This window comes from Actinomadura rugatobispora, assembly GCF_055379765.1.
Genome location: NZ_AP029191.1, coordinates 7,742,782 through 7,767,466 on the forward strand (window position 1 = coordinate 7,742,782; position 24,685 = coordinate 7,767,466).

16 protein-coding genes are annotated in these 24,685 nt (G+C 72.5%); 9 read left to right on the plus strand and 7 right to left on the minus strand.

Annotated elements, in window-relative coordinates; all coding sequences use genetic code 11:
- The first annotated feature begins 17 nt into the window (after positions 1-17).
- From miaA to ACZ466_RS34720, 3 genes are all read left to right on the plus strand, one after another.
- A complete protein-coding gene (gene miaA / locus ACZ466_RS34710; RefSeq protein WP_378288602.1) occupies positions 18-953 on the plus strand; it encodes a tRNA (adenosine(37)-N6)-dimethylallyltransferase MiaA in 936 nt (311 codons plus the stop codon).
- A 98-nt stretch (positions 954-1,051) separates the two neighbouring features.
- The gene (gene dapF, locus ACZ466_RS34715; RefSeq protein ID WP_378288604.1) at positions 1,052-1,921 is read left to right on the plus strand and encodes a diaminopimelate epimerase; all 870 of its coding nucleotides are present in this window, start codon (positions 1,052-1,054) and stop codon (positions 1,919-1,921) included.
- A 533-nt stretch (positions 1,922-2,454) separates the two neighbouring features.
- Positions 2,455-3,807: an IS4 family transposase gene (locus tag ACZ466_RS34720; protein WP_378293554.1), complete on the plus strand. Its 1,353-nt coding sequence runs from the start codon at positions 2,455-2,457 to the stop codon at positions 3,805-3,807.
- A gap of 16 nt (positions 3,808-3,823) precedes the next feature.
- On the opposite strand, the gene ACZ466_RS34725 is transcribed toward ACZ466_RS34720, so the two are convergent.
- Positions 3,824-5,902: a sensor histidine kinase gene (locus ACZ466_RS34725; RefSeq protein WP_378288964.1), complete on the minus strand. Its 2,079-nt coding sequence runs from the start codon at positions 5,900-5,902 to the stop codon at positions 3,824-3,826.
- A 511-nt stretch (positions 5,903-6,413) separates the two neighbouring features.
- Positions 6,414-7,043: a TetR/AcrR family transcriptional regulator gene (locus ACZ466_RS34730; RefSeq protein WP_378288962.1), complete on the minus strand. Its 630-nt coding sequence runs from the start codon at positions 7,041-7,043 to the stop codon at positions 6,414-6,416.
- Between the two features lie 101 nt (positions 7,044-7,144).
- Between ACZ466_RS34730 and ACZ466_RS34735 the strand changes: the two genes are divergently transcribed.
- The gene (locus ACZ466_RS34735) at positions 7,145-8,122 is read left to right on the plus strand and encodes a hypothetical protein (RefSeq protein WP_378288959.1); all 978 of its coding nucleotides are present in this window, start codon (positions 7,145-7,147) and stop codon (positions 8,120-8,122) included.
- A 93-nt stretch (positions 8,123-8,215) separates the two neighbouring features.
- Here ACZ466_RS34735 and ACZ466_RS34740 read toward each other — a convergent pair whose 3' ends face one another.
- The 5 genes from ACZ466_RS34740 to aceB form a co-directional block, all read right to left on the minus strand.
- A complete protein-coding gene (locus ACZ466_RS34740) occupies positions 8,216-9,040 on the minus strand; it encodes a hypothetical protein (protein WP_378288957.1) in 825 nt (274 codons plus the stop codon).
- 195 nt (positions 9,041-9,235) lie between these two features.
- Complete coding sequence (locus tag ACZ466_RS34745; RefSeq protein ID WP_378288955.1) at positions 9,236-10,552, minus strand: (Fe-S)-binding protein; 1,317 nt, start codon at positions 10,550-10,552, stop codon at positions 9,236-9,238.
- Positions 10,552-11,880 carry an FAD-binding oxidoreductase gene (locus ACZ466_RS34750; RefSeq protein WP_378288953.1) on the minus strand — a complete coding sequence of 443 codons (1,329 nt, stop codon included), beginning with the start codon at positions 11,878-11,880 and terminating at the stop codon, positions 10,552-10,554. The genes ACZ466_RS34745 and ACZ466_RS34750 overlap by 1 nt, the downstream gene beginning before the upstream one ends.
- Entirely contained in the window at positions 11,880-13,397 is a 1,518-nt protein-coding gene (locus ACZ466_RS34755) for an FAD-linked oxidase C-terminal domain-containing protein (protein ID WP_378288950.1), read from the minus strand. Before ACZ466_RS34755 ends, ACZ466_RS34750 begins: the two co-directional genes overlap by 1 nt.
- A gap of 156 nt (positions 13,398-13,553) precedes the next feature.
- Positions 13,554-15,161: a malate synthase A gene (gene aceB / locus ACZ466_RS34760; RefSeq protein ID WP_378288948.1), complete on the minus strand. Its 1,608-nt coding sequence runs from the start codon at positions 15,159-15,161 to the stop codon at positions 13,554-13,556.
- 342 nt (positions 15,162-15,503) lie between these two features.
- Between aceB and hflX the strand changes: the two genes are divergently transcribed.
- From hflX to ACZ466_RS34785, 5 genes are all read left to right on the plus strand, one after another.
- Positions 15,504-16,952: a GTPase HflX gene (hflX, locus tag ACZ466_RS34765; protein ID WP_378288946.1), complete on the plus strand. Its 1,449-nt coding sequence runs from the start codon at positions 15,504-15,506 to the stop codon at positions 16,950-16,952.
- 791 nt (positions 16,953-17,743) lie between these two features.
- Positions 17,744-18,958, plus strand: a complete 1,215-nt coding sequence (hutI, locus tag ACZ466_RS34770) for an imidazolonepropionase (protein WP_378288944.1) — start codon at positions 17,744-17,746, stop codon at positions 18,956-18,958.
- 261 nt (positions 18,959-19,219) lie between these two features.
- On the plus strand, positions 19,220-20,065 hold the full coding sequence (locus ACZ466_RS34775; protein WP_378288942.1) for a DegV family protein: 846 nt from the start codon (positions 19,220-19,222) through the stop codon (positions 20,063-20,065).
- Between the two features lie 1,526 nt (positions 20,066-21,591).
- Positions 21,592-22,194: a ComEA family DNA-binding protein gene (locus tag ACZ466_RS34780; RefSeq protein ID WP_378288940.1), complete on the plus strand. Its 603-nt coding sequence runs from the start codon at positions 21,592-21,594 to the stop codon at positions 22,192-22,194.
- Between the two features lie 362 nt (positions 22,195-22,556).
- Positions 22,557-24,659, plus strand: a complete 2,103-nt coding sequence (locus ACZ466_RS34785; protein WP_378288970.1) for a DNA internalization-related competence protein ComEC/Rec2 — start codon at positions 22,557-22,559, stop codon at positions 24,657-24,659.
- The last annotated feature ends 26 nt before the right edge of the window (positions 24,660-24,685 follow it).

The following is a 24,685-nucleotide window of genomic DNA, read 5'->3' on the forward strand; positions in this document are numbered from 1 at the left end:
CCGCCGGACCTAAGCCCGTGACCTCCAGAGACGTCATCGCCGTCGTGGGACCGACCGCGGCGGGCAAGTCCGATCTCGCCGTCGACCTGGCGCTGCGCCTGGACGGCGAGGCGGTCAACGCCGACTCGATGCAGCTGTACCGGGGCATGGACGTCGGCACGGCCAAGCTCGCCCGCGCCGAGATGCGCGGCGTCCCGCACCACCTGCTGGACATCTGGGACGTCACCGTGACCGCGAGCGCGGCCGAGTACCAGCGCCTCGCGGCGGCGGCCGTCGCGGAGATCGGGGCGCGCGGCCGGGTTCCCGTGCTCGTCGGGGGATCGGGCTTGTACGTGCGGGCGGCGCTCGATCATTTCGAGTTCCCCGGCACCGACCCCGGGGTCAGGGCGCGGCTGGAGGCGGAGCTGGCGGAGGCCGGTCCGGCCGCGCTGCACGGGCGGCTGCGCGACCGCGACCCCGAGGCCGCCGCGGTGATCCTGCCGAGCAACGGGCGGCGGATCGTCCGCGCGCTGGAGGTCATCGAGATCACCGGGCGGCCGTTCAGCGCGACGCTGCCCGAGCACCGCTACCGGTACGACGCGGTGCAGATCGGGCTGACCGTGCCGCGCCCCGAACTGGAAGCGCGGATCGCGCTGCGCGTGGAGCGGATGTGGGAGGCGGGCCTGGTCGACGAGGTCCGCGCCCTGGAGAAGGCCGGGCTGCGCGACGGCCTGACGGCGGGCCGCGCGCTGGGATACGCCCAGGTCCTGCGGTTCCTGGCAGGGGAGTGGACCGAGGACCACGCCAAGGAGGAGACGATCCGGCTGACCCGGCGTTTCGCGCGCAGGCAGGAGTCCTGGTTCCGGCGCGACCCGCGCGTGCACTGGCTCCCCTACGACGCCCCGGATCTGCTGGACCGCGCCGTGGCCCTGGCCACGGAACCCGTCCAGGGCCACGAGACGACGGCCGGCTGACCCACGCGCGCGGTGCGGGCCGCGGCCGCCGTGTGACGTGCGTCGTGCCCGGTCGGAGCGGTGAGTCCCCGGCCCGGCCGGACCCTAGGATGGGCCGCATGCGGTTCGTCAAGGGGCATGGCACGGAGAACGACTTCGTCATCCTCCCGGATCCGGACGGGGCTCTGGAGCTGTCGCCGGAGACGGTGGCGCGGCTGTGCGACCGGCGCGCCGGGATCGGCGGCGACGGCGTGCTGCGCGCGGTGCGGACCAAGGCCGCGGGAGACCCGGCGGTGGAGGCGCTCGCGGGCGAGGCCGAGTGGTTCATGGACTACCGCAACGCCGACGGCAGCGTCGCGGAGATGTGCGGCAACGGGGTGCGGGTGTTCGCCCGCTACCTGGTCGACGCCGGCCTGGCCGCCCCCGGCGGATGGGACCTGGCCACCCGCGCCGGGCTGCGCCGCGTGACGCTCGGGGCGTCCGGTGACGTGAGCGTCGACATGGGCCCGCCCCGGCATCTCGGCGGGGGCGAGGCGTCCCTGGGAGGGCGGACGTACCGGGGCCGGCGGGTGTCGATGGGCAACCCGCACCTGGCCTGCGCGATCGATGAGCCGGTCGCCGGCCTCGACCTGACCCGCGCCCCCGGCTTCGACCCCGCCGCGTTCCCCGACGGCGTGAACGTGGAGTTCTACCGCAGGGTCGGCGAGCGGCACCTGGAGATGCGGGTGTACGAGCGCGGGTCGGGCGAGACCCGGTCCTGCGGCACCGGGACGGTCGCCGTCGCGGCCGCCGCCGCGCTCGCCGGGAACGGCGGCGACCAGGCGGTCGAGGCCGGAGCCGGTGCGGGGGACGCGACGTCCGAGTGGACCGTGGATGTCCCGGGCGGCCGGGTCGTCGTCACCCTCGACGGCCGTACCAGCCATCTGCGCGGTCCCGCCGTGCTCGTCGCGGACGGCGAGTTCCGTAACGATTGGCTCTACGGCGCCTGAACGTGACCTGAACACCCCGGGTGCCGCCCCCGCCCTGACCTGGGCTTTTCGTGGTGTTGTACGAGTTTCCCGGTGGTGTGAGCCGATGGGCCCCGGATCGTCCCGGCATATTCGGGACGGGTGTCCCTGACCACTAGGACCGAAAGGCGCTACCTTCAGTAGTGCACACCCTCTGGTGAAGGCCCGCTCGGATCGGGATGGGAGCCCCGGTCCGGGTGGTGCCGAGGGCCGGTGGCTCCTTCTTGGCGGGGGGCGGCCACCGGCCCTCCACTCCAGAGTGGGTGGAGGATCGCCGAAAACCCAGTGGCCCCGGCGGCCGGAACTTCTGGATCTTCCCGGGCGTTGCGGTGTTCTCCTCTCCTAGCCCCAATGCCGGGTAGTTAGGCCTGTGGGCTGGTTGTCCAGGGGTTTGGTGGATCTTGGAGACGTGGGAACGGAGATCCAGTAGAACGGGTGATCTTCTACCATCGTCCGTCTGACCTACTGGATCTCCGTTGGGTGTTGAGTCTGCCAGGTCTGCTGGGGCCTGTGCCATGGGTTCGGTCGACCGTTGGGCGGGCGGGGTGTTCGCGCCCGGGCATCTGGGGGAACTGACCCGGATCGTGCCGTTCGAGATGGTGGACGAGGTGCTGGCCGAGACGCGGTCGGCGCAGCGGCGGGTGCGGCGGTTGCCGTCGCGGGTGGTGGTGTATCTGCTGCTGGCGGCGGGGTTGTTCGAGGGGCAGGGCCTTGGGCAGGTGTGGGCGCGGCTGGTGTCGGGCCTGGAGGGGCCGGGGTGGGTGCCCTCGTCGTCGGTGCTGGCCCAGGCCCGCCGCCGGGTGGGGGTCGCGCCGCTGCGGGCGTTGTTCGATCTGCTGGCCGGTCCGCCCGCGGGGGCGGTGCGGTGGCGGGGGCTGCTGGTGTGCGCGATGGACGGCACCACGATGAGTGTCCCCGACAGCCCGGCCAATCTGGCGGCCTATGGTCATCAGAGCGGCAGTCATGGCGGGTCGGGCTATCCGCTGGTCCGGCTGGTCGCGGTGGTCGCCTGCGGCACCCGCACCGTGCTGGGGGCCGGGTTCGGCCGGTTCGCGACCGGTGAGACGGCCTACGCGCCCGAGTTGTTCGGCTGCCTCAAGGCGGGCATGCTGCTGCTGGCCGACCGCAATTTCGCCGTCAAAGCCCTGGTGGCGGCGATCGCCGGTCCGCAGGGCACCGGCGCGGACCTGCTGATCCGCTGCAAGAGCAACCGGCCGCTGCCCCGTCTTGAGACCCTGGCCGACCGATCGTGGCGTTCGGTGCTGGGCGGGGTGCCGATCCGGGTGATCGACGCCCAGATCACCCTCACCCTGTCGGGCGGCGGGCACCGCACCGGCCATTACCGGTTGATCACCACCCTGCTGGATCCGCGCCTCCACCCGGCTGCGGAGATCGTGAGGCTCTACCACCAGCGGTGGGAGATCGAGACGACCTATCTGGAGCTGAAGTCCACCATGCTGGGCGGCCGTGTCCTGCGCTCGCGTACCCCGCAGGGCGCCGACCAGGAGATCTACGCTCTGCTGGCCGTCTACCAGGCGTTGCGGCTGGCGATGGCCGACGCCACGGCCGGCGGCGGCCTCCCCGCCGACCGGGCCAGCTTCACCGTCGCGCTGCTGGCCGCCCGCGACCAGGTCGTCCACGCCGCCGGGGTCATCGCCGGCACCGTCATCGACCTGGTCGGACAGATCGGCCGGGCGGTCCTGGACAACCCGCTGCCCGCCCGCCGAGACCGCAGCTGCCCCCGCATCGTCAAACGAGCGATCTCCAAACACCGGGCAAAAGGCCAGGTCGACCGCACCAACCACCGGGCGACCCTCACCATCGACATCCTCCACCCACCTGAGTTGACGCCCACCCCAAGCCCTTAACTACCCGGCATTGCTCCTAGCCCGCCTTGCCGCCGTTTCCGTTGCTCACAGCCGTTCCAGGGCTTTCGCCGTTCGCCGCGGCCGGCGTGGCCCCGTTGGCCCCATTGGACCCATTGGTCTCATCGGCCCCGCCCGATCCATTGAGCCCGACGGGAAGCCTGGCGCGGACCATGGTGCCCCCCTCGGGCCCCGGGCCGACCGTGCAGGAACCGCCGATCTCCGCAGCACGCTCCTGCATCGACGACATCCCCACGCCCGAACGCGCGTTCGCGGACATCCCCACACCGTTGTCGCGGACGCACAGGTGCAGGTCCCCGTTCAGGTACAGCCGGACGACGGCGCTGTCGGCCTTGGCGTGGCGGTAGACGTTGGTGAGGGCCTCCTGCACGATCCTGTACGCGGCGACCTCGGCGGCGGCGGGCAGTTTGTCCAGGTCGCCCTCCACCTGGACGTCCACGGCCGGGCCGTCCCCGGTGGCCACGACCCCGCCGAGCGCCCTGATGGCCCCGGCCAGGCCGAGGTCGTCCAGTGCGGGCGGGCGCAGGCCGTACACCAGCTCGCGGATGTCGCCGATGGTGCGTCCCATGGTGGTGCGCAGGTTCTCCAGCAGGGCGTCCACGGCCTCGGGGTCGGTCTTGAGGGTGATGCGCGCCGCGTCCACGGTCATGGCCAGGCTGGCCAGGGTGGGGCCGAGGCCGTCGTGCAGGTCGCGGCGCAGCCTGCGGCGCTCCTCCTCGCGCGTCCGCAGGATCCGCTCGCGGGACCGCTGGACGTCGGCGGCGAGCCGGGCGGCGCTGGTCAGTTCGGCCAGGTTGCGGGCCAGGACGCCCGCGAGCCGGGCGTCCGGCGGCCGGGTCACGCCGAACAGCAGGCGTCCGACGGGCTCGCCGTGCCACACCAGCGGGATCAGCTGGGGGCGCTCGCCCAGCGCGCCGTCCTCGACGGTGGCGGTGACATGGCCGTCCCGGTCCAGGACCTCGATCACCGCGCCGGACGCGCGCAGCGCCTCGCGCGCCACCGCGACGGCGGTGGCCAGCGCGGCCGACGGGTCGGAGGTGGTCTGCAGCCGCCGGTTGAGCAGGTCGGCGATCCGGTACGGGTCGCGCTCGCCGTGCAGCAGCCGGTCCACGGCGCGCTGGAGGCGCCGCCGGGCGGGCTCGAAGACCGCGCCCGCCGCGATCGCCCCGACCAGTCCGGCCAGCGGCCCGTGCCCGGAAAGCACGTGGCTGGCCGCGCCGACCAGCGCGAAGTAGACGCCAGTGATCACGACGACCAGCCCCGCGTAGACCAGGGTCCGGCTGAACACCAGGTCGATGTCGTACAGCCGGTAGCGGGTGATCGCGATCGCCACGCACAGCGGCACCGCGGCGATGGTGATGTTGCGCAGCGGGTCGCCGATGGGGGTGGTCTCGCCCACGTAGATGATCGCCTGCGCCAGCACCCCCGGGTAGATCACCCAGCCGATCTGCCGCCGCACGTCCGGCGGCGAGGTCATGAAGCGCAGCACGACCGAGAGCAGGCCGAGCACGAGCGTGCCGAGGATGACCGCGCTGATCGCGAGGGGGATGTCCTGGAACGGGTAGACCGAGACGCCGTTGTGGAAGCGCCGGGCGCCGGGGTCGACGGTCAGGTGCACGCAGACGATCAGCGGGACGGCGCACGCCGCCGCGAGCACCGGGCGGAACCAGGGCGACACCAGCCGCCCGTCCGGGAAGATCAGCGGGAGGATCAGCGTGAGGCCGAAGGTGTCGACCGCCCACAGCCACACCCCGAGCCAGTTCAGGAACCCGGCCCCGGGCCAGCCGCGCAGCTCGAACAGCGGCCCGAGGTTGAGGGCCAGCACGTAGACGGCCGCGCTGGCCCCGCACACCAGCATCAGCCGGCCGACCGCCAGGCCGGGCCGGTGGCGCAGCAGTAACGCCGCCACCGGGGTCCACATGACCGCCACCACGATCTCCGGATGCCACCACACCATCCGGCGGGCCTCGGGCAGCCACAGGCCGCTGATCAGCGAGGCGACCGCGGCGCACACGGCGGCGACGGCGACCGGCAGCGCCCAGCGGGCGCCGCCGCCCCCGCGATCCTCGGTGACCATGCGCACTCCCCGGCTTTTCAAAAGTAATGGAATGTTAAAACGTCCTGGTGGGTGTCCCGGTGCCCTGAGGGCGTCCGCCTCAGGACAGCGGGACCCGGACCCGCCGACACTGACGACGCTTCACGGGTTCCGGAGGAGCACCCGGGAAGCGGTCTCGTCCAGGTCACGGGGGATCTCGTGCAGGTCACGGGGTACACGGGAGGCGATGTCCGAGGATGCGGGGGACGGGGCGGGCGTGCGCGGGGGGCGGCGGGGGCCGGATCACGGCAGGGCCGACCACGGGCCATGCCCGGAATGTCGTGATCCGTCGAGAAAGAGGTACCGGACACGCCCGCCCCACGGCAAGACCGTCCCGCCGGTAAGGTGCGCGGACCTCGCTTCCGGAGCGTCCTCGGCGCGTGCCTCGGGGGCCGCCGTCATCGCCTCGGAGACCTGATCGGGCCGCCGGGGACAGGTCTCAGGGGACAGGTCCCAGGGGACGGATCTCAGGGGACGGCGCCCGGGCGCGGGGTCAGGCCTGGGGGACGGTGTCGTCGCGCTGCGCCAGCAGGCCGCTGTTGATCACGGTGCGGACGCCCAGGCGGAGCTGCTCGGGGTCGACGTCCTCGGTGATGAGCAGTTGCAGCAGGAATCCCGGGAGGATCCCGAAGAGGGTCCTGCCGGCGGCCTCGGCGTCGGTGTCCGGCGGCAGGAGGCCGGCCTCCGCGCAGCGCCGCACGTAGGTGATCAAGTGCGCGCGCAGGTTGGTGATGTTGTCGCGGACGTATCCGCGCAGGTCCGGTTCGTACATCGCCAGGGCCCAGGCCTGCGGGGCCAGCCGGACGGTGCCGTCGGGGCCCGACATCGCCACCATGGTGCGCGCCATCCGGACCACCACCTCGTCCAGGGGCAGGACGGGGTCGCGGTTCACGAGGTCGCCGAGGAACAGGTGCAGGTCGCCGATGACCGCGCAGGTGATGGCCTCGATGATCTCGTTCTTGCTCTTGAAGTAGCGGTAGACCGCCCCGGCCGACAGCCCGGACTCGGTGAAGATGTCCTGCATGGACGTCTCGTGGACGCCCTTGCGAATGAAGCAGGCCCGGGCGGCGTCCAGGATCTGCTGCCTGCGCCGCTCGAGATGCTCCTCGCTCACTCGTGGCATGGGACCAATTTAAAACGAATGTTCGTTCTTGACAACTCGCCATGCCGGTGTGACGCTGGGGAGATCAAAGAGAACGGATATTCGCTTTATAGGAGGCGGCCGTGAACACCTCCCCGATCCAGCGCGCCGTGGGCGTCGCTCTCGGCGCGGCGGTGCTGCAACTGCTCATGATCCTCGCCTTCTCGTGGCCCGCCGTCCGCTCCGCGCCGCACGACGTGCCCATCGTGACGGCGGGCCCGCAGGCCGCGGCCGTGGCCCAGCGGCTCGAGCACGAGCTCCCCGGCGCGTTCAAGGTCACCGGCGTCGCCGACGAGGCCGCGGCCCGAGCCGCGCTCACCGACCGCGAGGCCTACGGCGCCATCGTCACCACCCCGTCCGGTCCGCGCGTGCTGACGGCCTCGGCGGCCTCGCCGGTGATCTCCCAGCAGCTCACGCAGATGGCGCAGCAGATGTCGGGCGCCAGGGGCGGCGCCGTCCAGGACGTGGTCCCGATCGATTCGGACGACCCGCGCGGCGCGGGCTTCGGCGCCCTCGCGCTGCCGCTGATCATGTCGAGCCTCGCCGCCGCCGTGCTGCTGTTCTTCGGCGTCTCCGGCGTCGGCGCGCGGGCGGTGGGCCTGGTGTCCTTCGCCGTCCTGGGCGGCCTCGGCGCCACCTGGCTGGCCCAGGGCTGGCTGTCGGTACTGCCGGGCTCTTACCTGCTCGTCGCGTCGGTCATGGCGCTGGCCATCCTGGCCGTCTCCGCGACGGTCTCCGGCCTGGCGTCGGCGGTCGGGCGCGCGGGGATCGGACTGGGCGCGCTGACGCTCCTGCTGCTGGGCAACCCGCTGTCGGGGGCCACCTCGGCGCCCGAACTGCTGCCCCAGCCCTGGGGCGAGATCGGCCAGCTGCTCCCGCCCGGCGCGGCGGCCACGCTGCTCCGCTCGGTGGCCTACTTCGACGGCGCCGGGTCCACCGGGCCGCTGATCGTCCTGCTGAGCTGGGCGGTCGCGGGGCTGGTCCTGCTCGGCCTGGGCGGCCTGCGGTCGCGCGGCAAGCCGGCCGAGGCGCCCGAACGCGAGCCCGCCATGGCTTCCTGAGACCCGCTGAGGCGAGGCAGAACGGCAATGCCCGGCCGGTGACGCTTTCCCCGCGTCGCCGGCCGGTGGCGTTCGCCCTGGCCCACGCAGGGGTTAGGGGAATGCGAGCTCGATGCCCTTGCGGTCACTGGTGTAGCGCGCGTTCCACACGTAGAGCTTGAGGTCCTCGGGCTTGACGCCGTCCTTCACGGGAAGGTCCGCGGCGACCCGCACGACGTAGGACGCACCGGCCGGTATGAGGGTGTCCCCGGCCTCCTTGAGCGGAGGCTCGGAGCCGTTGACGCGGGCCGTGACGACGCTGCGGTTGGGCAGCGTGCACATGTCCTCGGGGATGCCCGGCTGCGGCATGCAGCGTTCGCGCGCGGACTCCGCTACCTGGGAGCGGGGCATGAACAGGTCGGCCGGATGGTCGAGGAGGGCGGGACGCCTCTGGTTGTTGGTGAGGACGTAGTCGGCGTACGCGTAGGTCATGCCGTTCTCTGTCAGGGGCGGGCTGTCGCTCAAGGGCTTCTGGTCCACGCCCGCCCTTATGGCGGCGAGGCCGTACCCGTAGCCCTCCGGTGTGGTCACGCTGAGGACGGGCCCGGTCTGGGGCGCGCTGACGGAGCCGGGCGCGTCCTGAGTCCCCCCGTTGAGCGATGGAGCGCCGCCACCGCCCGAGCCTCCGGGTCCGCCGTCGTCCGGGCGGAAGACGACGATCCCGGCCGCGATGGCGGCGATGCCGACCACGCCCGTGAGCGCTCCGGCGATGCCCAGCCTGGCCGCCCCGCGCTTCTTGCGGCGGCGGTGGGAACGGTGGCCGCGGGGCAGGGGCCCGGTTCCGGGGTGCCGGCCGGGTGGTCCCGGCCTCCCCGGCCTTCCCGGCGGCGGCCCTGGCGGCCCTGGCGGCATTCCCGGGGGCATCGGCCTGTTGGACATGGCTTCCCGTACTCCTCGGCCTCTCCGGAAGGTAAGTGCAAACTTGCCTGGCGGGCAGACCACGTTACAGGATGGCCGATTGGCGGCATATGTCCCCCAGTGGGGGGTTCGGCGGGAGCTTTTGTGCGCGAAGTGCCTCCGGACGTCCCCCGGCCCGGCGCCGGGAACGGCCGCGTCAGGCCGTCCCCGGCCGCCTCAGGACGTCGCGGAGCGGGCGTGGTCGCGCAGCAGGCCCGCCGTGCCCGAGCCGCGGAGCGAGGCGTCCAGGACCTCGGCGGTGTGCGCCACCGGAAGCCGCACGCCCTGCCGCTCCAGCGCCGTCGCGATCTGCATCGAGCAGCCGGGATTGGCGGCGACCAGCAGGTCGGCGCCCGTGGCGCGCACCCCGGCCGCCTTACGGTCGCCCAGTTCGGCGGCGGCCTCGGGCTGGAGCAGGTTGTACGTCCCCGCCGACCCGCAGCAGATGTCGGGATCGGCGATCTCCCGGACCTCCAGCTCCGGGATCCCGGCCAGGAGCGCGCGCGGCTGGCTCCGCACGCCCTGCGCGTGGGAGAGGTGGCACGCGTCGTGGTAGGCGACCGTGACCGGAAGCGGACGCCGCTCCGCCCGCGGGCCCAGCTCGGCCAGGAACTCGGCCAGATCGCGGGTCTTGGCCGACAGCGCGTCCGCCCGCCCCGCCCACTCGGGGTCGTCGGCGAGCAGGTCGCGGTACGTCTTCATCGCCGAGCCGCAGCCCGCCGCGTTCACCACGATCACGTCGACCGGCTCGAACGCCACGACCGTGCGGCGCGCGAACTCCTTCGCCTCGTCCTCCCGTCCCGAGTGCAGCGAAAGCGCGCCGCAGCAGCCCTGCGCGCGCGGGATGACCACGTCGCAGCCCTCGAGGGCCAGGACCCGCGCCGTCGCCGCGTTCACCCCCGGGAAGAACTCGCGCTGGACGCAGCCGGTGAGCATGCCCACGGTGGCGCGCCGCCCGCCGCGCGCCGCCACCCGTTCCGGAAGCCGCGGAGCACGGGAGAGGGGAGGCGCGAGCCGCTCCATCGCCGCGAGCGAGGGGGAGAGGCGTTCCAACAGGCCGCTACGCCGGACGAGGCGGTCGAGGCCCGTCCACTGGTACGCGCGCAGCGGCCCGCGCAGGGCCCGCAGCCGGTTCGGGTACGGGAACAGCTTGAAGATCGTCTCGCGGAGGGCGCGCTCGGGCAGCGACCGGGGATGCTCCCGTTCCACATCGGCGCGGGTCATCTCGATCATCCGGTCGTACTGGACCCCCGAAGGGCAGGCCGTCACGCACGCCATGCAGCCCAGGCAGCGGTCGAAGTGCTCCACCATCGGCCCGGACAGCGGCGTGCCCTGGACGTGCTGGTCCATCAGGTTGATGCGGCCGCGCGGGGAGTCCATCTCCTCGCCCCACAGCACGTAGGTGGGGCAGGTCGGCAGGCAGAACCCGCAGTGCACGCAGTCGCCGATCAGCTGGGGGAGCTCCCGCCGTGCGGGCGTTTCCTCGTCGTTCACTACAGGCCTCCCACGAAGCGGCCGGGGGACAGGCGGTATTCCGGGTCGAACTGCTCCTTGACCCGGCGCATCAGGGACAGCGCCGGGACCGGCCCCCACAGGTCGAGTTCCGCTCGTACGGTCTCGGGCGCGTAGCGGACGACGGCTCCGCCACGGTGCGGGGCGCCGATGAGGAGGGAACGGAGCCGTTCCAGGGCGTCCTTGGCCTGCCCAGGGGTCGTCTCGGACGACAGGCCGACATGACCGCGACCGTCGGCGGACCAGGTGAGCGAAGCGCCAGGGCCCGTCTCCTCTACGGCGGCCAGGAGTCCGGGGAGCGCCGCGGGCGGGGAGGTGACGTCGATCAGCGTCGTGCCGTCCGGGTAGGCGCCCCACCACTCGGGGGGCTCCTCGCCCACCTTCGCGTCCGCGCCCAAGAGGGCGGTGATCTGGGCGGTACGGGCCGTCACCCCCGCCTCGACGCCCTCCAGCAGCACCCCGATCACGACGCCTCCGCCCTGGGCGGCGACCTCCAGCGCACTCGGAGCGGTAGGGGAGTGCAGCACCGCCTGGACCGCCTCGCGCGCGCCCGCCGCGTCGGGAACCGCCCGGGTAACGTACGCGCGCGCCACCGGAACGGGATGGAGCCGGAACGTCGCCTCCACGATCAGCCCGAGCGTTCCGTACGAGCCGCTGAACAGCCGACCCAGGTCGTAGCCCGCCACGTTCTTGACGACCTTGCCGCCGGAGCGGGCGACCCGGCCGTCCGCGCGGATCACCGTCAGCCCGATGACCAGGTCGCGGGGCGAGCCGTACAGCAGGCGCAGCGGCCCCGCGGCGGCCGCGGCGATCGTGCCGCCGACGGTCGAGCCGGGCAGCGGGAAGTCCAGTGCCAGCCGCTGCCCCTGCTCCGCCAGCACCTCGGCCAGCCGGTCGGTTCCCAGCCCCGCCTGGACGGTCGCCACCAGGTCCCCGGCGGCGTGCTCGACGACCGCGTCCAGACGGGAGGTGTCGAGGAGGAGGTCGCAACGGTCCGGGGGCGTGCCCCAGTCCAGCCTGGTCTCCGCGCCGCGCGGCACCACCGCCAGGCCCTTCCCGGCGGCCGTCCGCATCACCTCGGCGGCCTCCGCCACGGTCGCGGGCGCGGCCACGATCGCCGGGACGACGCCGAGGACGCCCTCCTCCGGCTCGCCCGGCCGCACGTCGCCGCAGACCTTCGCCAGCGCGCTCAGCGCCGCGGCCCGCCCGGCCTTCCTGGGACGCCCCCTAGCCGCGCCGACGCTGGTGCTGCCCGCTTCGGTGCCGCGCGCTCCGGCGCCACGCTCTCGGCCGCTTCCGCTGCCCGGCATCAGAACTGCTCCGCCTTCCCTTGCGCGACCAGAGGGTGGACCCCCTTGCGGAACCCGGGCACCTCGCCGCACAGCCGCGGCGTCGGGAACACCTTGCCCGGATTGCACAGCCCGGCCGGATCGAAACCGCACCGCACCATCTGCATCGTGTCCAGATCGGTCTCGGTGAACATGCGGGGCATGTAGCGCGACTTGTCCACGCCCACCCCGTGCTCCCCGGTGATGGAACCGCCGTGCTCGATGCACAGGTCGAGGATCTTCCCGGAGACCTCCTCGGCGCGTTCGGCCGCGCCCTCCTCGGCGTCGTCGAACAGCACCAGCGGGTGCAGGTTGCCGTCACCGGCGTGGAACACGTTCGCGACCCGTACGCCCGACTCCGCCGACAGCGCGTCGATTCCCGCCAGGACCTCGGGCAGGGCGGTGCGCGGGATGACGCCGTCCTGCACCAGGTACGCCGGGCTGATCCGGCCCACCGCCGCGAACGCCGACTTGCGCCCCCTCCAGATGAGCGCCCGCTCGGCGTCGTCGGCCGCCACCCTGATCTCGAACGCGCCCGCGTCCCGGCACAGCTTCTCGACCTGCGCGAACTGGTGCTCCACCTCGGCCGCCGGGCCGTCCAGCTCCACGATCAGCACCGCGCCCGCGCCCGGCGGGTACTCGCAGCGCACGGCGGCCTCGGCCGCCTCGATCGACAGCGCGTCCATCATCTCGATCGCGGCCGGCACCATCCCCGCGCCGATGATCGCCGACACCGCGGTGCCGCCCGCCTCGATCGAGGTGAACGCCGCCAGCAGCGTCTGCACGGTCTCCGGCACCCGGGTCAGCCGGACCGTGATCTTGGTGGTGATGCCCAGCGTGCCCTCCGCGCCGACGAACACGCCCAGCAGGTCGTAGCCGGGGTCGTCGGCCGACAGCTCGGTGATCTCCCCGTCCGGGGTGACGATCTCGCAGGCCAGCACGTGGTGCGCGGTGAAGCCGTACTTCAGGCAGTGCGCGCCGCCGGAGTTCTCCGCCACGTTCCCGCCCACCGAGCAGATCTGCTGGCTGGACGGGTCGGGCGCGAAGTAGTAGCCGTACGGGCGCGCGGCCCGGCTCACGTCCAGGTTGATCACGCCCGGCTCGACCACCGCCCGCCGGTTCTCGACGTCGATCTCCAGGATCCGGCGCATCCGGGAGGTGACGATCAGGACCCCGTCGGTGCGCGGCAGCGCGCCCCCCGACAGCCCCGTGCCCGAACCCCGCGCCACGTACGGGATCCCCGCGGCGGCGCAGGCCCGCACGATCTGCGCGATCTGCTCGGCGGTGCCGGGCAGCACGACCAGGCCCGGCATCGCCCGGTGGGTGGTCAGGCCGTCGCACTCGTAGGTGCGCAGCCGCACCGGGTCCGAGATCACGGCGTCGTCGCCCAGCAGGGCGGTGAAGCGCGCGGCGAGGGCGCGCAGCGCGGCCGCGCCCTCGGCCGCCTGTGACGACTCGAATGCGTCCGATGTCTGGGATGCGTCGGGTGTCGGTTCCATCGTGTCCACCATGCTCCCGTGCGTGAACGACCGCAAGATCGGCCCCGCGGCCGCCCGTCCCGGCGTGCGGGGACGGGCGGCCCGTCCTGCGGGCCTCGCCTCGGCGGCCCGCGCCCGGCGGACCGGGCGCGGGCGCTCAGGGCGTCCGCCCGCCGCTCAGGGCATCCGCTCGTACGCCGGGGTCGTGAGGAACTCCGAGTACTCGTCGGCGAGCGTGACCTCCTTGAACAGCGCCACGGCCTGGTTGTAGCGCGGCTCGTTGTAGGCGTCGCCGAGCTCGGCGCGGATCGCGCCGAGCTCCTCCTCCAGCAGCCGCTCGACCAGCTCCCTGGTGACCTTCTCGCCCTCCTTCAGCGTGACCCCGTTGTAGATCCACTGCCACACCTGGGAACGCGAGATCTCGGCGGTCGCGGCGTCCTCCATCAGGTTGTGGATCGCCACCGCGCCCGCCCCGTCCAGCCAGGTCGCCAGGTAGCGCAGCGCCACGTCGATGTTGTTGCGCAGCCCCGCCTCGGTGATGTCGCCCGGCGTCGCGGCCACGTTCAGCAGGTCGGCGGCCGAGACCCGGACGTCCTCGCGCAGCCGCTCGCGCTGGTTGGGACGGTCGCCGAGCACGCCGTCGAAGACCTCCCGGCAGACCGGGACCAGGTCCGGGTGGGCCACCCAGGAGCCGTCGAAGCCGTCGCCGGACTCGCGGGTCTTGTCCGCCCGCACCTTCTCCAGCGCGATCTTGTTGACCTCCTCGTCCCGCCGGGACGGGATGAACGCCGCCATGCCACCGATCGCGTGCGCGCCGCGCTTGTGGCAGGTGCGCACCAGCAGCTCGGTGTAGGCGCGCATGAACGGGGCGGTCATCGTGATCGCGTTCCGCTCCGGCAGGACGAAGTCCTCGCCCCGGTCCCGGAACTTCTTGATCACCGAGAAGAGGTAGTCCCAGCGGCCCGCGTTCAGCCCGGCCGAGTGGTCGCGCAGCTCGTACAGGATCTCCTCCATCTCGAACGCCGCCGGGATCGTCTCGATCAGCACGGTGGCGCGGATGGTGCCGCGCGGGATCTCCAGGGTGTCCTGGGCGAGGTTGAACGCGTCGTTCCAGAGCCGCGCCTCCAGGTGGCTCTCCATCTTCGGCAGGTAGAAGTAGGGGCCCTTGCCCTTCTCGGACTGCCGCCGCGCGCAGTGGAAGAAGTAGAGGCCGAAGTCGAACAGCGACCCCGACATCGGCTTGCCGTCGACCAGGAGGTGCTTCTCCTCCATGTGCCAGCCGCGCGGCCGCACGACGATCGTCGCCAGCTCGCCGTCGTCCTTGAGCGCGTAGGACTTGCCGCTCCTGGCGTCGGTGAAGTCGATCGTGCGGTCGAGGGCGTCACGCAGGTTGAGCTGGCCCTGGAGCATGTTGTCCCACAGCGGGGTGTTGGCGTCCTCGAAGTCGGCCAGCCACACCTTGGCGCCCGAGTTGAGCGCGTTGATGGTCATCTTCCGGTCGGTCGGCCCGGTGATCTCGACCCGGCGGTCCTCGAGGCCGGGCGCCGGCTGGGCGACCCGCCAGGCGTCGTCCTGCCGGACCCCGGCGGTCTCCGGCAGGAAGTCCAGGGTGCCGCCCGCCGACAGCCGCTCCTGGCGCTCGGCCCGGGCCCGCAGCAGCAGCTCGCGCCGCTCGCCGAACTCCCGCTGCAGGGCGGCGAGGAGGCCGAGCGCGTCGGGCGTCAGGATCTCGTCGTATCGGTCGCGGAGGGTACCGGTGATCTCGACCCCTTCGGGTGCAGCCATCTGCCTGCCCTTTCGTATAGTGAAATTCGACTTCTGTTGTGTGAAGAACGCTACTTGGCGGTACGGATGCCGGTCAAAGCACCCCCGGCCGAGCATCCCGGCGTCCCCGGAAGGTCTTCCCAGCCACCGCCCGCCAACCGCCCCGCCGGGCAGGGCCGGACGGCGGAGGCGCCGCGCGAAGAGCCGGAGCGGCGTGCAGGCACGACGGGACCGGGACCGGCCGCCGCGCCCCAGCAGGCGTGAGCTGCGGGATCGGCGGGGATAATCGCATGACCTACGCGGGCCCGCGTGAGACCATCGCCGGGAAGACACAGCCGCTTCGCGGCGTTTAACAGAGGACATATGACTGAAGCCTTCCCTGAAGAACAAGAGCCCCGAGTGACCGGTACGTACGAGGAAGACGAGCCGCTGACCGGCGAGCTCGACCTGGAGGACCGGCGGGCACTGCGCCGTGTGGCGGGCCTTTCCACCGAGCTGACCGACGTCACCGAGGTGGAGTACCGCGCGCTCCGGCTGGAGCGCGTCGTCCTGGTCGGCGTCTGGACCGAGGGCACGGCCGAGATGGCCGAGAACTCCCTGCGCGAGCTGGCGCTGCTCGCCGAGACGGCGGGCTCGCAGGTGCTGGAGGCTCTCGTCCAGCGCCGCAACCGGCCCGACCCGGCGACCTACATCGGCTCCGGCAAGGCCGCCGAGCTGCGCGACATCGTGATCTCCACCGGCGCCGACACCGTCATCTGCGACGGCGAGCTGGCGCCCGGCCAGCTGCGGCACCTGGAGGAGACCGTCCAGGTCAAGGTGATCGACCGGACCGCGCTGATCCTGGACATCTTCGCCCAGCACGCCAAGAGCCGCGAGGGCAAGGCGCAGGTGGAGCTGGCCCAGCTCAGCTACCTGATGCCGCGGCTGCGCGGCTGGGGCGGCAACCTGTCCCGCCAGGTCGGCGGACGGGCCGCCGGCGGCGTGGGCATCGGCGGCCGCGGCCCCGGTGAGACCAAGATCGAGCTGGACCGGCGCCGGATCCGCACCCGGATGGCCAAGCTGCGCCGCCAGATCGAGGGCATGTCCAAGGGGCGCGAGGCGATGCGCCGCGAGCGGCGCCGCCACGAGGTCCCGGCGGTGGCCATCGCGGGCTACACCAACGCGGGCAAGTCGTCCCTGCTCAACCGGCTGACCGGCGCGGGCGTGCTGGTGGAGGACGCGCTGTTCGCCACCCTCGACCCGACCGTCCGCCGGGCCCAGACCCCGGGCGGGCGGACCTACACCCTGGCCGACACGGTCGGGTTCGTCCGGCACCTGCCGCACCAGCTGGTGGAGGCGTTCCGCTCCACCCTGGAGGAGGTCACCGACGCCGGGCTGATCCTGCACGTGGTGGACGCCTCCGACCCCGACCCCGAGGCGCAGATCGACGCGGTGCGGGAGGTGCTGCGCGAGATCGAGGCGCAGGACATCCCCGAGATCATCGTGATCAACAAGGCGGACGCCGCGGACGATCTCGCCATCGCCCGGCTGCAGCTGCGCGAACCGCACAGCGTGGTCGTTTCGGCCCGCACCGGACTCGGCATCGACCGGCTCCGCGAGGCCATCGAGGCCGACCTGCCCGGCCTGGAGCGGGAGATGCGGGTGCTGCTGCCGTACGAGCGCGGTGACCTGGTCGCGCGCGCACACGAGCGCGGCGAGGTCCTCAAGCAGGAGCACCTCGCCGAGGGCACGGTCCTGCACGCCCGCGTGCCCGAGGACCTGGCCAATGAGCTGGAGCGATACGAGGACCTGGCCCCCACCGCCACCCTCTGAACAGGCGGCCGTGCGGCCGTCGAACGACCCTGGGGCGCCGCCCCTCCCCGTCCGGGAGGGGCGGCGCTCTTCGTGTACGAACGGTAGGCGAGCGGCTCGGCCGCCGGTTTGACGAAGGGCTCCCACCGGGTTTCGGCCAGACCAACGGTCGCTCTATGTCTCATCCAAATTCGGGTAAGGAGCCGGACGAAATACCGAATGGTGGTCGCCGAACGGTGACAGCTTCTGCATTCCGCTTGACGCCGTCCCTGGAATCCGTACGGTCATAGGACCAGGGCGGGGCGAGGGCGGCGATGCACGATGACCGGATGGTGCTTGGGTTTTTTGATAATGTGCGACCATTGTCCGGTTGTCGTACGCCGGTGACCAGTGTGAACGCACGGCCCTCCCAGCCTGCCACCCCCCCGCTCCCCTGGAACCTTTCCCGCGGTGGCCGCGTTCGCCGAACAGAGGTTGTCCGCCGGGCCTCGAGTGCACTACCGTGACGAAACCGATATCTCCGGTCTCGTTGCTCATGGTGATCATCCGATCACCCGACCCTCCAGCGGTGAATCGCCGGCACCCAGTCGGCATTCCGGAACGAGAGCAGGTGGCCCACGTCATGGCAGGTATGGACCCGCGAGCAGGAAACCCGCTCCCGCGCGCCATGGCACGCCCGTACCCCGGCCCGGCGGCCAGCGGGCCGCCCAGGCAGGCGGATGGCGCGTTCCACCGGCGCCCGTCCCGCCCCGTCACGGCCACCCGTTCCGCGCCCTCGCACGGCGCCCCGACCGCTCCGGGCCGGTGACCCTATGACGGTACGGCTGTTGACGAACATCGGAAGACTCTGGACGGGCACCGACGTCTGCAGCAACGCCGCCGTGCTCATCCACGACGACCGGATCGTCTGGGCCGGCCCCGCCGCGGACCTGCCCCAGAGCGTGCCCGGCATCATCGACGACATCGTCGACGTCGACCACGTGGAGAACCTCGGCGGCGGGCTGGTCACCCCGGGCCTGATCGACGCGCACTCCCACCCGGTGTACGCGGGCAACCGCTGGGCCGAGCTGGCCATGCGCACCAGCGGCTCGTCCCACTCGGCGATCGCCGCGGCCGGCGGCGGGGTCAACTCCACCGTGACCGTCACCCGCGGCACCGACCCCTGGACGCTGTGCAACGGCGTCCGCGAACGCCTCCGCCAGTGGATCCTCGCGGGCACCACCACCGTCGAGGCCAAGACCGGCTACCACCTCACCCGCGACGGCGAACTGGCCGACATCCGCATGCTGCGCTCGCTGGAGGGCGAGCCGTCCATGCCCAGGATCCACGCCACGTTCCTGGCCGCCCACATCCTCCCGCCGGAGTTCTTCGGCCGCCGCCGCGACTACATCGAGGCCGTCCGCCAGTGGGCCGGCGACGCCGCCGTCGCCGGCGCCGACAGCATCGACGTCTACTGCGACGAGGGCCACTTCACCGCCGAGGAGGCCCGCGCCCTCCTCCTCACCGGCAAGCGCTCCGGCCTGAAGGCCCGCATGCACGCCTGCGCCAACGAGCGCGTCGGCGCCGCCCAGGTCGCCGCCGAGGTGGGCTGCGCGTCCGCCGACCTGCTCACCCAGGCCAACGACGACGACATCAAGGCCCTCGCGCACGCCGGGGTCACCGCGACCGTCTGCCCCGGCAGCGCCCTCAACAGCGCCCGTCCGCCCGCCCCGGTCCGCTCCATGCTCGACCGCGGCGTCACCGTCGCGCTCGGCACCGACCACAACCCGGGCCAGTGCGGCATCACCTCCATGCCCCTGGTGATCGGACTGTCGGTCGCCATGTTCGGCCTGAGCGTCACCGAGGCCCTGCGCGCCGCCACACTCGGCGGAGCCTCCGCGCTGCGCGTCGGCGACCGAGGCTCCCTGGCACCGGGCATGCTGGCCGACATCGTCCTGTGGGACGCCGACCACGAGGGCGCCTTCGCGTGGGCCTTCGGCCTCCGAGCCCTGAGAGTCTGGCGAGGCGGCGTCCCCGTCCAAGCCTGACCCCAGCCCGCCAGAAGGGTCGGTGCCGGCACTCCCACGCTCGTTGAGGCTGCTGAACCACCACTAGGAGAAGATGTAGCGGCTGGCCCGTTCGGACGCGTGTGCGGTGCGGCCCGGCGGGAGTGCCCGGGATCCCACCAAGGACGCCCTACGCGTTCAGCGTCCGCCGCATCGGGTAGAGGGGATGCGCGGCTATCCGCCCGTTACACAGCGATACATCATGGTCACCCTGAACCCTGTTCCGAGGAGTAATCTCCTGCCATGGGAAGCGCGGTCGCGGTCGTCACGGATTCCACTGCCTACCTCCCGCCCGGTCTGGCCGAAAGGCACGGCCTCACCGTCGTCCCGCTCCAGATAGCGATCGGCGCCGAGCTGCGGGACGAAGGCGAGGTCACCACCGCGGAGGCGGCCCAGGCATTGAAGGACTGGCAGCCCGTCACCACATCCCGCCCGGCCCCCGAACGCTTTACCCACGCGTTCAAGGCCGCGGCCGGAGGGGGCGCGAGCGCGGTCGTCTCGGTCCACCTCTCCGCCGCGATGTCAGGCACGGTCGAGGCCGCGCGTCTGGCCGCCGAGGACGCCCCCGTCCCCGTCCATGTCGTCGACTCGGGCACCATCGGGCTCGGCCTGGGCTTCTCCGCCCTCTCCGCCGCGGCGGCCGCCCTCGACGGTGCGACGGCCGCCGACGTGGTCGCCGCCGCCGAACGCCGCGCGGAGCTGTCGCGGTCGCTCTTCTACGTCGACACCCTCGAGCATCTCCGCCGCGGCGGCCGGATCGGCGCGGCGGCCACCCTGCTCGGGTCCGCCCTCATGGTCAAACCCCTTCTCGGCATTGACGGCGGCAAGATCGCTCCTCTGGAGAAGGTCCGCACCTCCTCCCGCGCCCTTGCCCGGCTCACCGAACTCGCCGTGGCCGAGGCGGGTGAACGCCCCGTCGACCTGGGCGTCCAGCACCTCGCCGCGGCCCACCGAGCCGAAACCCTCGCCCAGAATCTCCGCGAGCGCATTCCCCACGTGGGGGATGTGTACGTGGGTGAGGTCGGTCCGGTCATCGGCGCCCACGTCGGCCCCGGGATGCTGGGCGTCGTCGTGGCACCCCATCTCTGAGAGTTATCCACAATTTCCGGGCCCTCTGCCGCTACCCCGCCCGGCTCCTTACCGTCGGATGAATGAAACGCCCGACCACCCAGCGCCTCGTTCCCGCAGTGCCCCCACCTGCAAAGAACGATCTTCCGCCCGCCGCCCATTTACGTTCATCCCCGTCCCGGTCAAACCAGGCAGACCAAGATCAGAGCCCAGCTCTTCCAGAACGACCGCGTCCGCCTGAAGAGCCCGATTCCCCGCAACAGACAGAGAAGGAATCACCTTCTTCTCTCCCACACCTGTTCCCGGATTACCCGCGACCAGCCGAACTCGGACTTGGGGTGGAAGGCCAGGACCCAACCACCTCGCCAGAGCCGATGCCATCGGAGGTGCCAGCCACCTCGGACGGAGTGATTCCACCGCCTCCTCCGGAATGGTCACCCTGGTGGTCGCACGAAGCGCCAGATCCCGCCGATCCAGAGCCTCATCCCGACCACACCGACCAAGAGACCGACTCGAACCTCCCGCAGTCCTCATTGGACGTGCCGCAGTCGCGTTCGGCCACGTCCCAGCCCCGTTCGGACGTGCCGCAATCTGGTTCAGGTGTGCTGCGGCCCCGCCCGGAGGGTTCGCGGCCCTACCGGGACGTGGTGCAGTCGCGTTCGGAGGTGCCGTGGTTTCGTCCAGAGGAGCCGTCTCGTCTGGAGGTGTTGGAGTCGGGTCTGGCCACGTCTCAACCTCGTTCGGCGTCGCCGCAACCTGGTTCAGGTGCGCTGCGGCCCCGACCCGAGGGTTCGGAGCCCTTCCGGGATCCGGTGCCGTCGCGTTCGGAGGTGTTGGAGTCTCGTCTGGACGTGTCGCAGTCGCGTTGGTCGCGACCTTCTCCGGGCGGGGTGCAGTCCGGTTCGGCTCTGGATGTGCCGGAGGCTCAGTTGGACGTGCCGCAATTCGGTCCGGACGTGCCAGGGGCCCGGTCGGACGTGTCGCGGTCTTCCTTGGGCGGGTCGCAGGCCCCTTCGGAGGAGTGGCAGACCCACCGGAGCGGCCAGGGCGTGTCGCGGGCGCCGCAGTCCGCCGAAGTTCTGGATGTGCCGTCAGGGGAGTCGAGCCCCTCGCCGACGGCTGTCTCGGCTCGGCGGCATGACCGGCTGGGGGAAGGCGCGGAAACTCCGGGGCTTTCCGGTGAGCCGGTGGCGTTGAGCGAGGCGGTTTCGCGCTCTTCTTCAAGACCTTGGCCGCTGCGGCGATCTTCGATGGTTGAGGAGCAGACCAAGGATCGAGGGCGCCGCCCACGGCCGTGGAGTCGTTCGGAGGCGCAGGGGCCGTCGAACGAGGCGACAGGCGGTGTTGGCCTGCTGGAGCCGCCATCGTCCGATGAGCGAGTGCGGACGAGATCGTCGTCGCGCCTGGGCCAGCGACTTGGGGTCAGACACTGGGAAGAGGCACATTTCCTGGAGGCCGAGGGACGAGAGGAGAGAGCGGAGCCTCCTGGAAGCGCCCGTGGTTCCTTCGGACGGGACCGGCTCGACCCAGGGATTCCCGGAGCGCGCGTGCTGGTCATCTGCGGGGTCGTCGCGGCGTTTGCTGCTGGCGCCTACTTCTGGATGGCGCGTCCCCAGCCCCAACCGGTACCCGTGCCGGAACAGGCGGCGGGGCCGTCGCTGGCCTCGGCGCCGCCCACGTCCGTGCCCGCGTCCCAGGGTTCGCAGGTCGTCGTCCATGTGTACGGCAAGGTGCGGCGCCCCGGTGTGGTCAGCCTCCCGAGCGGCTCCCGCGTGGCCGACGCGATCAAAGCCACCGGTGGAGTCCGGCCGGGCGCCGCGACGGGATCCCTCAACCTCGCCCGGAAGTTGGTCGACGGCGAGCAGATCCCCGTTGGTGTACGCGCCCCGCAACCCGCCCAAGCGGCTGGACCCACCAACCCCTCGCCGTCCTCCGGCGCAGCCGCGCCCGGAACGGCGGGGCCGCTCGACCTCAACTCGGCGACGGTCGAACAGCTCGACCAACTTCCGGGGGTCGGTCCGGTGCTGGCTCAGCGCATCGTCGACTATCGCACGCAACACGGCGCCTTCCGTTCCGTGGATCAGCTCCAGGAGGTGTCCGGCATCGGCTCCAGGCGTTTCGCCGATCTCAGAAGCCTGGTGCGCGTATGACACAGGACGAGCCTCCGAAGCATGATCTGCGCCTGGTCGGGCCTGCCCTGGCGACGTGGCTGGCCGCCGCCCTCACGCTTGGCGCGTCGCCGGTCGTGGTGTTCACGGTCTCGGTGGTGTCAGGTGTGGCGGCTTTGGCGCTCCTTTACCCACGACGCCCGGCGCTGTGGCACAAGTGGGCGCGGCCCTCCGACACGACGGGCAGGCACCCGGCCCCTCCGCCGAATCGTCGCGCGCAAGAGTCCAGTTCCTGGAGAGGGGGAAATACCCCAGCGCTCGACATCAGGCGCAGGCTGCACGGGTTTGGCAGAAGCCTCGCGTCGGGAATGCGTGGGCGCTCGGGGCGTCTCGTGGCGGGCGTGATGCTCGCCTGCGTCGCGGCGTCGTCCGCGGCGGTGGGCCTGCGCGCCTCCGCAGTGGGCTCGGGCCCGGTACGAGAGTTGGCCGGCGACCACGCGCACGCCATCGTCGAGGCCGTGCTGACCACGGAACCGCAGGCGGTGGTCCGGCCCGGCCGCCCGACCATCCTGGCGCGGGCCAGAGTCGAGGCGGTCATTGTCCGCGACCGCCGGATCCACGTCCGCGTGCCGGTGCTCCTGATCGCGGACGACCGGCGCTGGCTCGGGCTGCTGCCCAGCCAGCGGGTGCGGCTGAACGGACGTGCGGCGCCGCCCCGGCGGGCCGAGTTACTGGCGGCCACCGTGTTCGTCCGTGGCCCGCCGGCCACGCTCGGCGGCCCCTCGGCCGTGCAGCGCGCCGCCGAGACGGTACGGGCGCGCCTGCGCCAGGCGACGGAGCGGCTGCCGCCCGACCAGCGGGGCGTCCTCCCCGGCATGGTCGTGGGCGACACTTCGCGGCTCACCCCCGAACTGGCGGAGGACTTCCGCACCTCGGGCCTGGCCCACCTGCTGGTCGTCTCCGGGGCCAACCTGGCGATCATCATCGGGGCGGTCCTGGGGCTCTGCAGGCTCGCCGGGCTGGGGCGGTTCCACGCACCGGTCCTCGCGGTGGCGGCCGTCCTGGCGTTCGTCGTGGTGGCACGGCCTGAGCCGAGCGTCCTGCGGGCCACGGTCATGGGCCTCGTCGGACTGCTCGCCCTGGTGACCGGCCGGCGCCGCCAAGGGCTACCCGCGCTCGGCGCCGCCGTGCTGATCCTGGTGCTCATCGATCCGGCCCTGGCCCGCTCGTACGGCTTCATCCTGTCGGTGCTCGCCACGGCGGGACTCCTGCTCCTCGCGCCTCCGTGGCGGGAACGGCTCAGGACCCGCGTCCCAGGCCCCATCGCCGACGCCCTCGCGGTCGCCGCCGCAGCGCAGGTCGCCGTCGCCCCGGTACTGGTCATGCTCTCAGGAGAGGTGGGAGTGATCGCCATCGTCGCCAACCTGCTGGCGGCTCCCGCCGTCGCCCCCGCCACGCTGCTGGGCGCCCTCGCGGCGGTCGTCGCCCTCGTCGCGATGCCGCCGGCCCGGCTCCTGGTCTGGCCTGCCGGGTTCGCGGTCGGCTGGATCGCGGGCATCGCCCGGACCGCGGCGGACCTCCCGTACGCGACCATCCCGTGGCGCGGCGGAGGCCTGGGCGCGGCGAGCCTGATCATCGCCGCCGCCGTGGCGTTACTCGTCCTGCGGAGCCGCCGGCTGCGCCTGATCGCCGTCGCCGTCATGGCCGGAGTGATGATCGCCGTCATCGCCCTCCGCGTGGCCGCCCCGGGATGGCCGCCGCCCGGCTGGGCCATGGTCGCCTGCGATGTCGGTCAGGGCGACGCCCTGGTCCTCGCCAGCGGGACGGGCAGCGGCGTCGTCGTCGACACCGGCTCAGACCCCCGGCCCGTCGACGGCTGCCTGAAACGTCTCGGCGTGAAGGAGATCTCCATACTGGTCCTCACCCACCCGCACGCCGACCACATCGGCGGCACCGCGGGCGTGAGACGCGGCAGGACCGTCCGCATGGCACTGATCACGCCTTCCGGGTTCGGTCGCGAAGCCCGCTATACGAGGGGCCTGACCGTACGGCCTGCCCTGGCCGGGCAACGCTGGGACATCGGACGGCTCAGCCTGACGGTCCTGGGCCCGCCCCCGGCCACGCCCCGGCTGTCCCCGTCCGACGACGGCACCGAGATGAACAACGCGAGCATCGTGCTCGTCGCCCGAAGCCCCGGCTTCAGCGCACTCCTGGCAGGCGACGCGGAGATCGACGCCCAGCGGGCACTGGCCCCGAGCGTGCCGCCCGTCCACGTCCTGAAGGTCCCGCACCACGGCTCGCGCAGCCAGGATCCGGCCTTCTTCGCCGCCGCCCGCCCCTCGATCTCCATCATCTCCGCCGGAAAGGAGAACGACTATGGCCATCCGTCCCCGCCCACGCTCGCCCTGCTCCGCACCCAGGGCGCCCGCATCCACCGCACCGACCAGAGCGGAGACATAGCCGTCGTCCGGACCGCGACCGGCCTGTCCGTGGTCACCCGCCGCTGAAACGATGCCCGGTCGGCGGCGAGGGC

Excerpts from the sequence above, each read along its gene's own strand:
- dapF (WP_378288604.1), top strand. The coding sequence starts at position 1,052 with ATGCGGTTCGTCAAGGGGCATGGCACGGAGAACGACTTCGTCATCCTC.
- ACZ466_RS34720 (WP_378293554.1), top strand. The coding sequence starts at position 2,455 with ATGGGTTCGGTCGACCGTTGGGCGGGCGGGGTGTTCGCGCCCGGGCAT.
- ACZ466_RS34725 (WP_378288964.1), bottom strand. The coding sequence starts at position 5,902 with ATGGTCACCGAGGATCGCGGGGGCGGCGGCGCCCGCTGGGCGCTGCCG.
- ACZ466_RS34730 (WP_378288962.1), bottom strand. The coding sequence starts at position 7,043 with ATGCCACGAGTGAGCGAGGAGCATCTCGAGCGGCGCAGGCAGCAGATC.
- ACZ466_RS34740 (WP_378288957.1), bottom strand. The coding sequence starts at position 9,040 with ATGTCCAACAGGCCGATGCCCCCGGGAATGCCGCCAGGGCCGCCAGGG.
- ACZ466_RS34750 (WP_378288953.1), bottom strand. The coding sequence starts at position 11,880 with ATGCCGGGCAGCGGAAGCGGCCGAGAGCGTGGCGCCGGAGCGCGCGGC.
- ACZ466_RS34755 (WP_378288950.1), bottom strand. The coding sequence starts at position 13,397 with ATGGAACCGACACCCGACGCATCCCAGACATCGGACGCATTCGAGTCG.
- aceB (WP_378288948.1), bottom strand. The coding sequence starts at position 15,161 with ATGGCTGCACCCGAAGGGGTCGAGATCACCGGTACCCTCCGCGACCGA.
- hflX (WP_378288946.1), top strand. The coding sequence starts at position 15,504 with ATGACTGAAGCCTTCCCTGAAGAACAAGAGCCCCGAGTGACCGGTACG.
- hutI (WP_378288944.1), top strand. The coding sequence starts at position 17,744 with ATGACGGTACGGCTGTTGACGAACATCGGAAGACTCTGGACGGGCACC.
- ACZ466_RS34775 (WP_378288942.1), top strand. The coding sequence starts at position 19,220 with ATGGGAAGCGCGGTCGCGGTCGTCACGGATTCCACTGCCTACCTCCCG.
- ACZ466_RS34785 (WP_378288970.1), top strand. The coding sequence starts at position 22,557 with ATGCTCGCCTGCGTCGCGGCGTCGTCCGCGGCGGTGGGCCTGCGCGCC.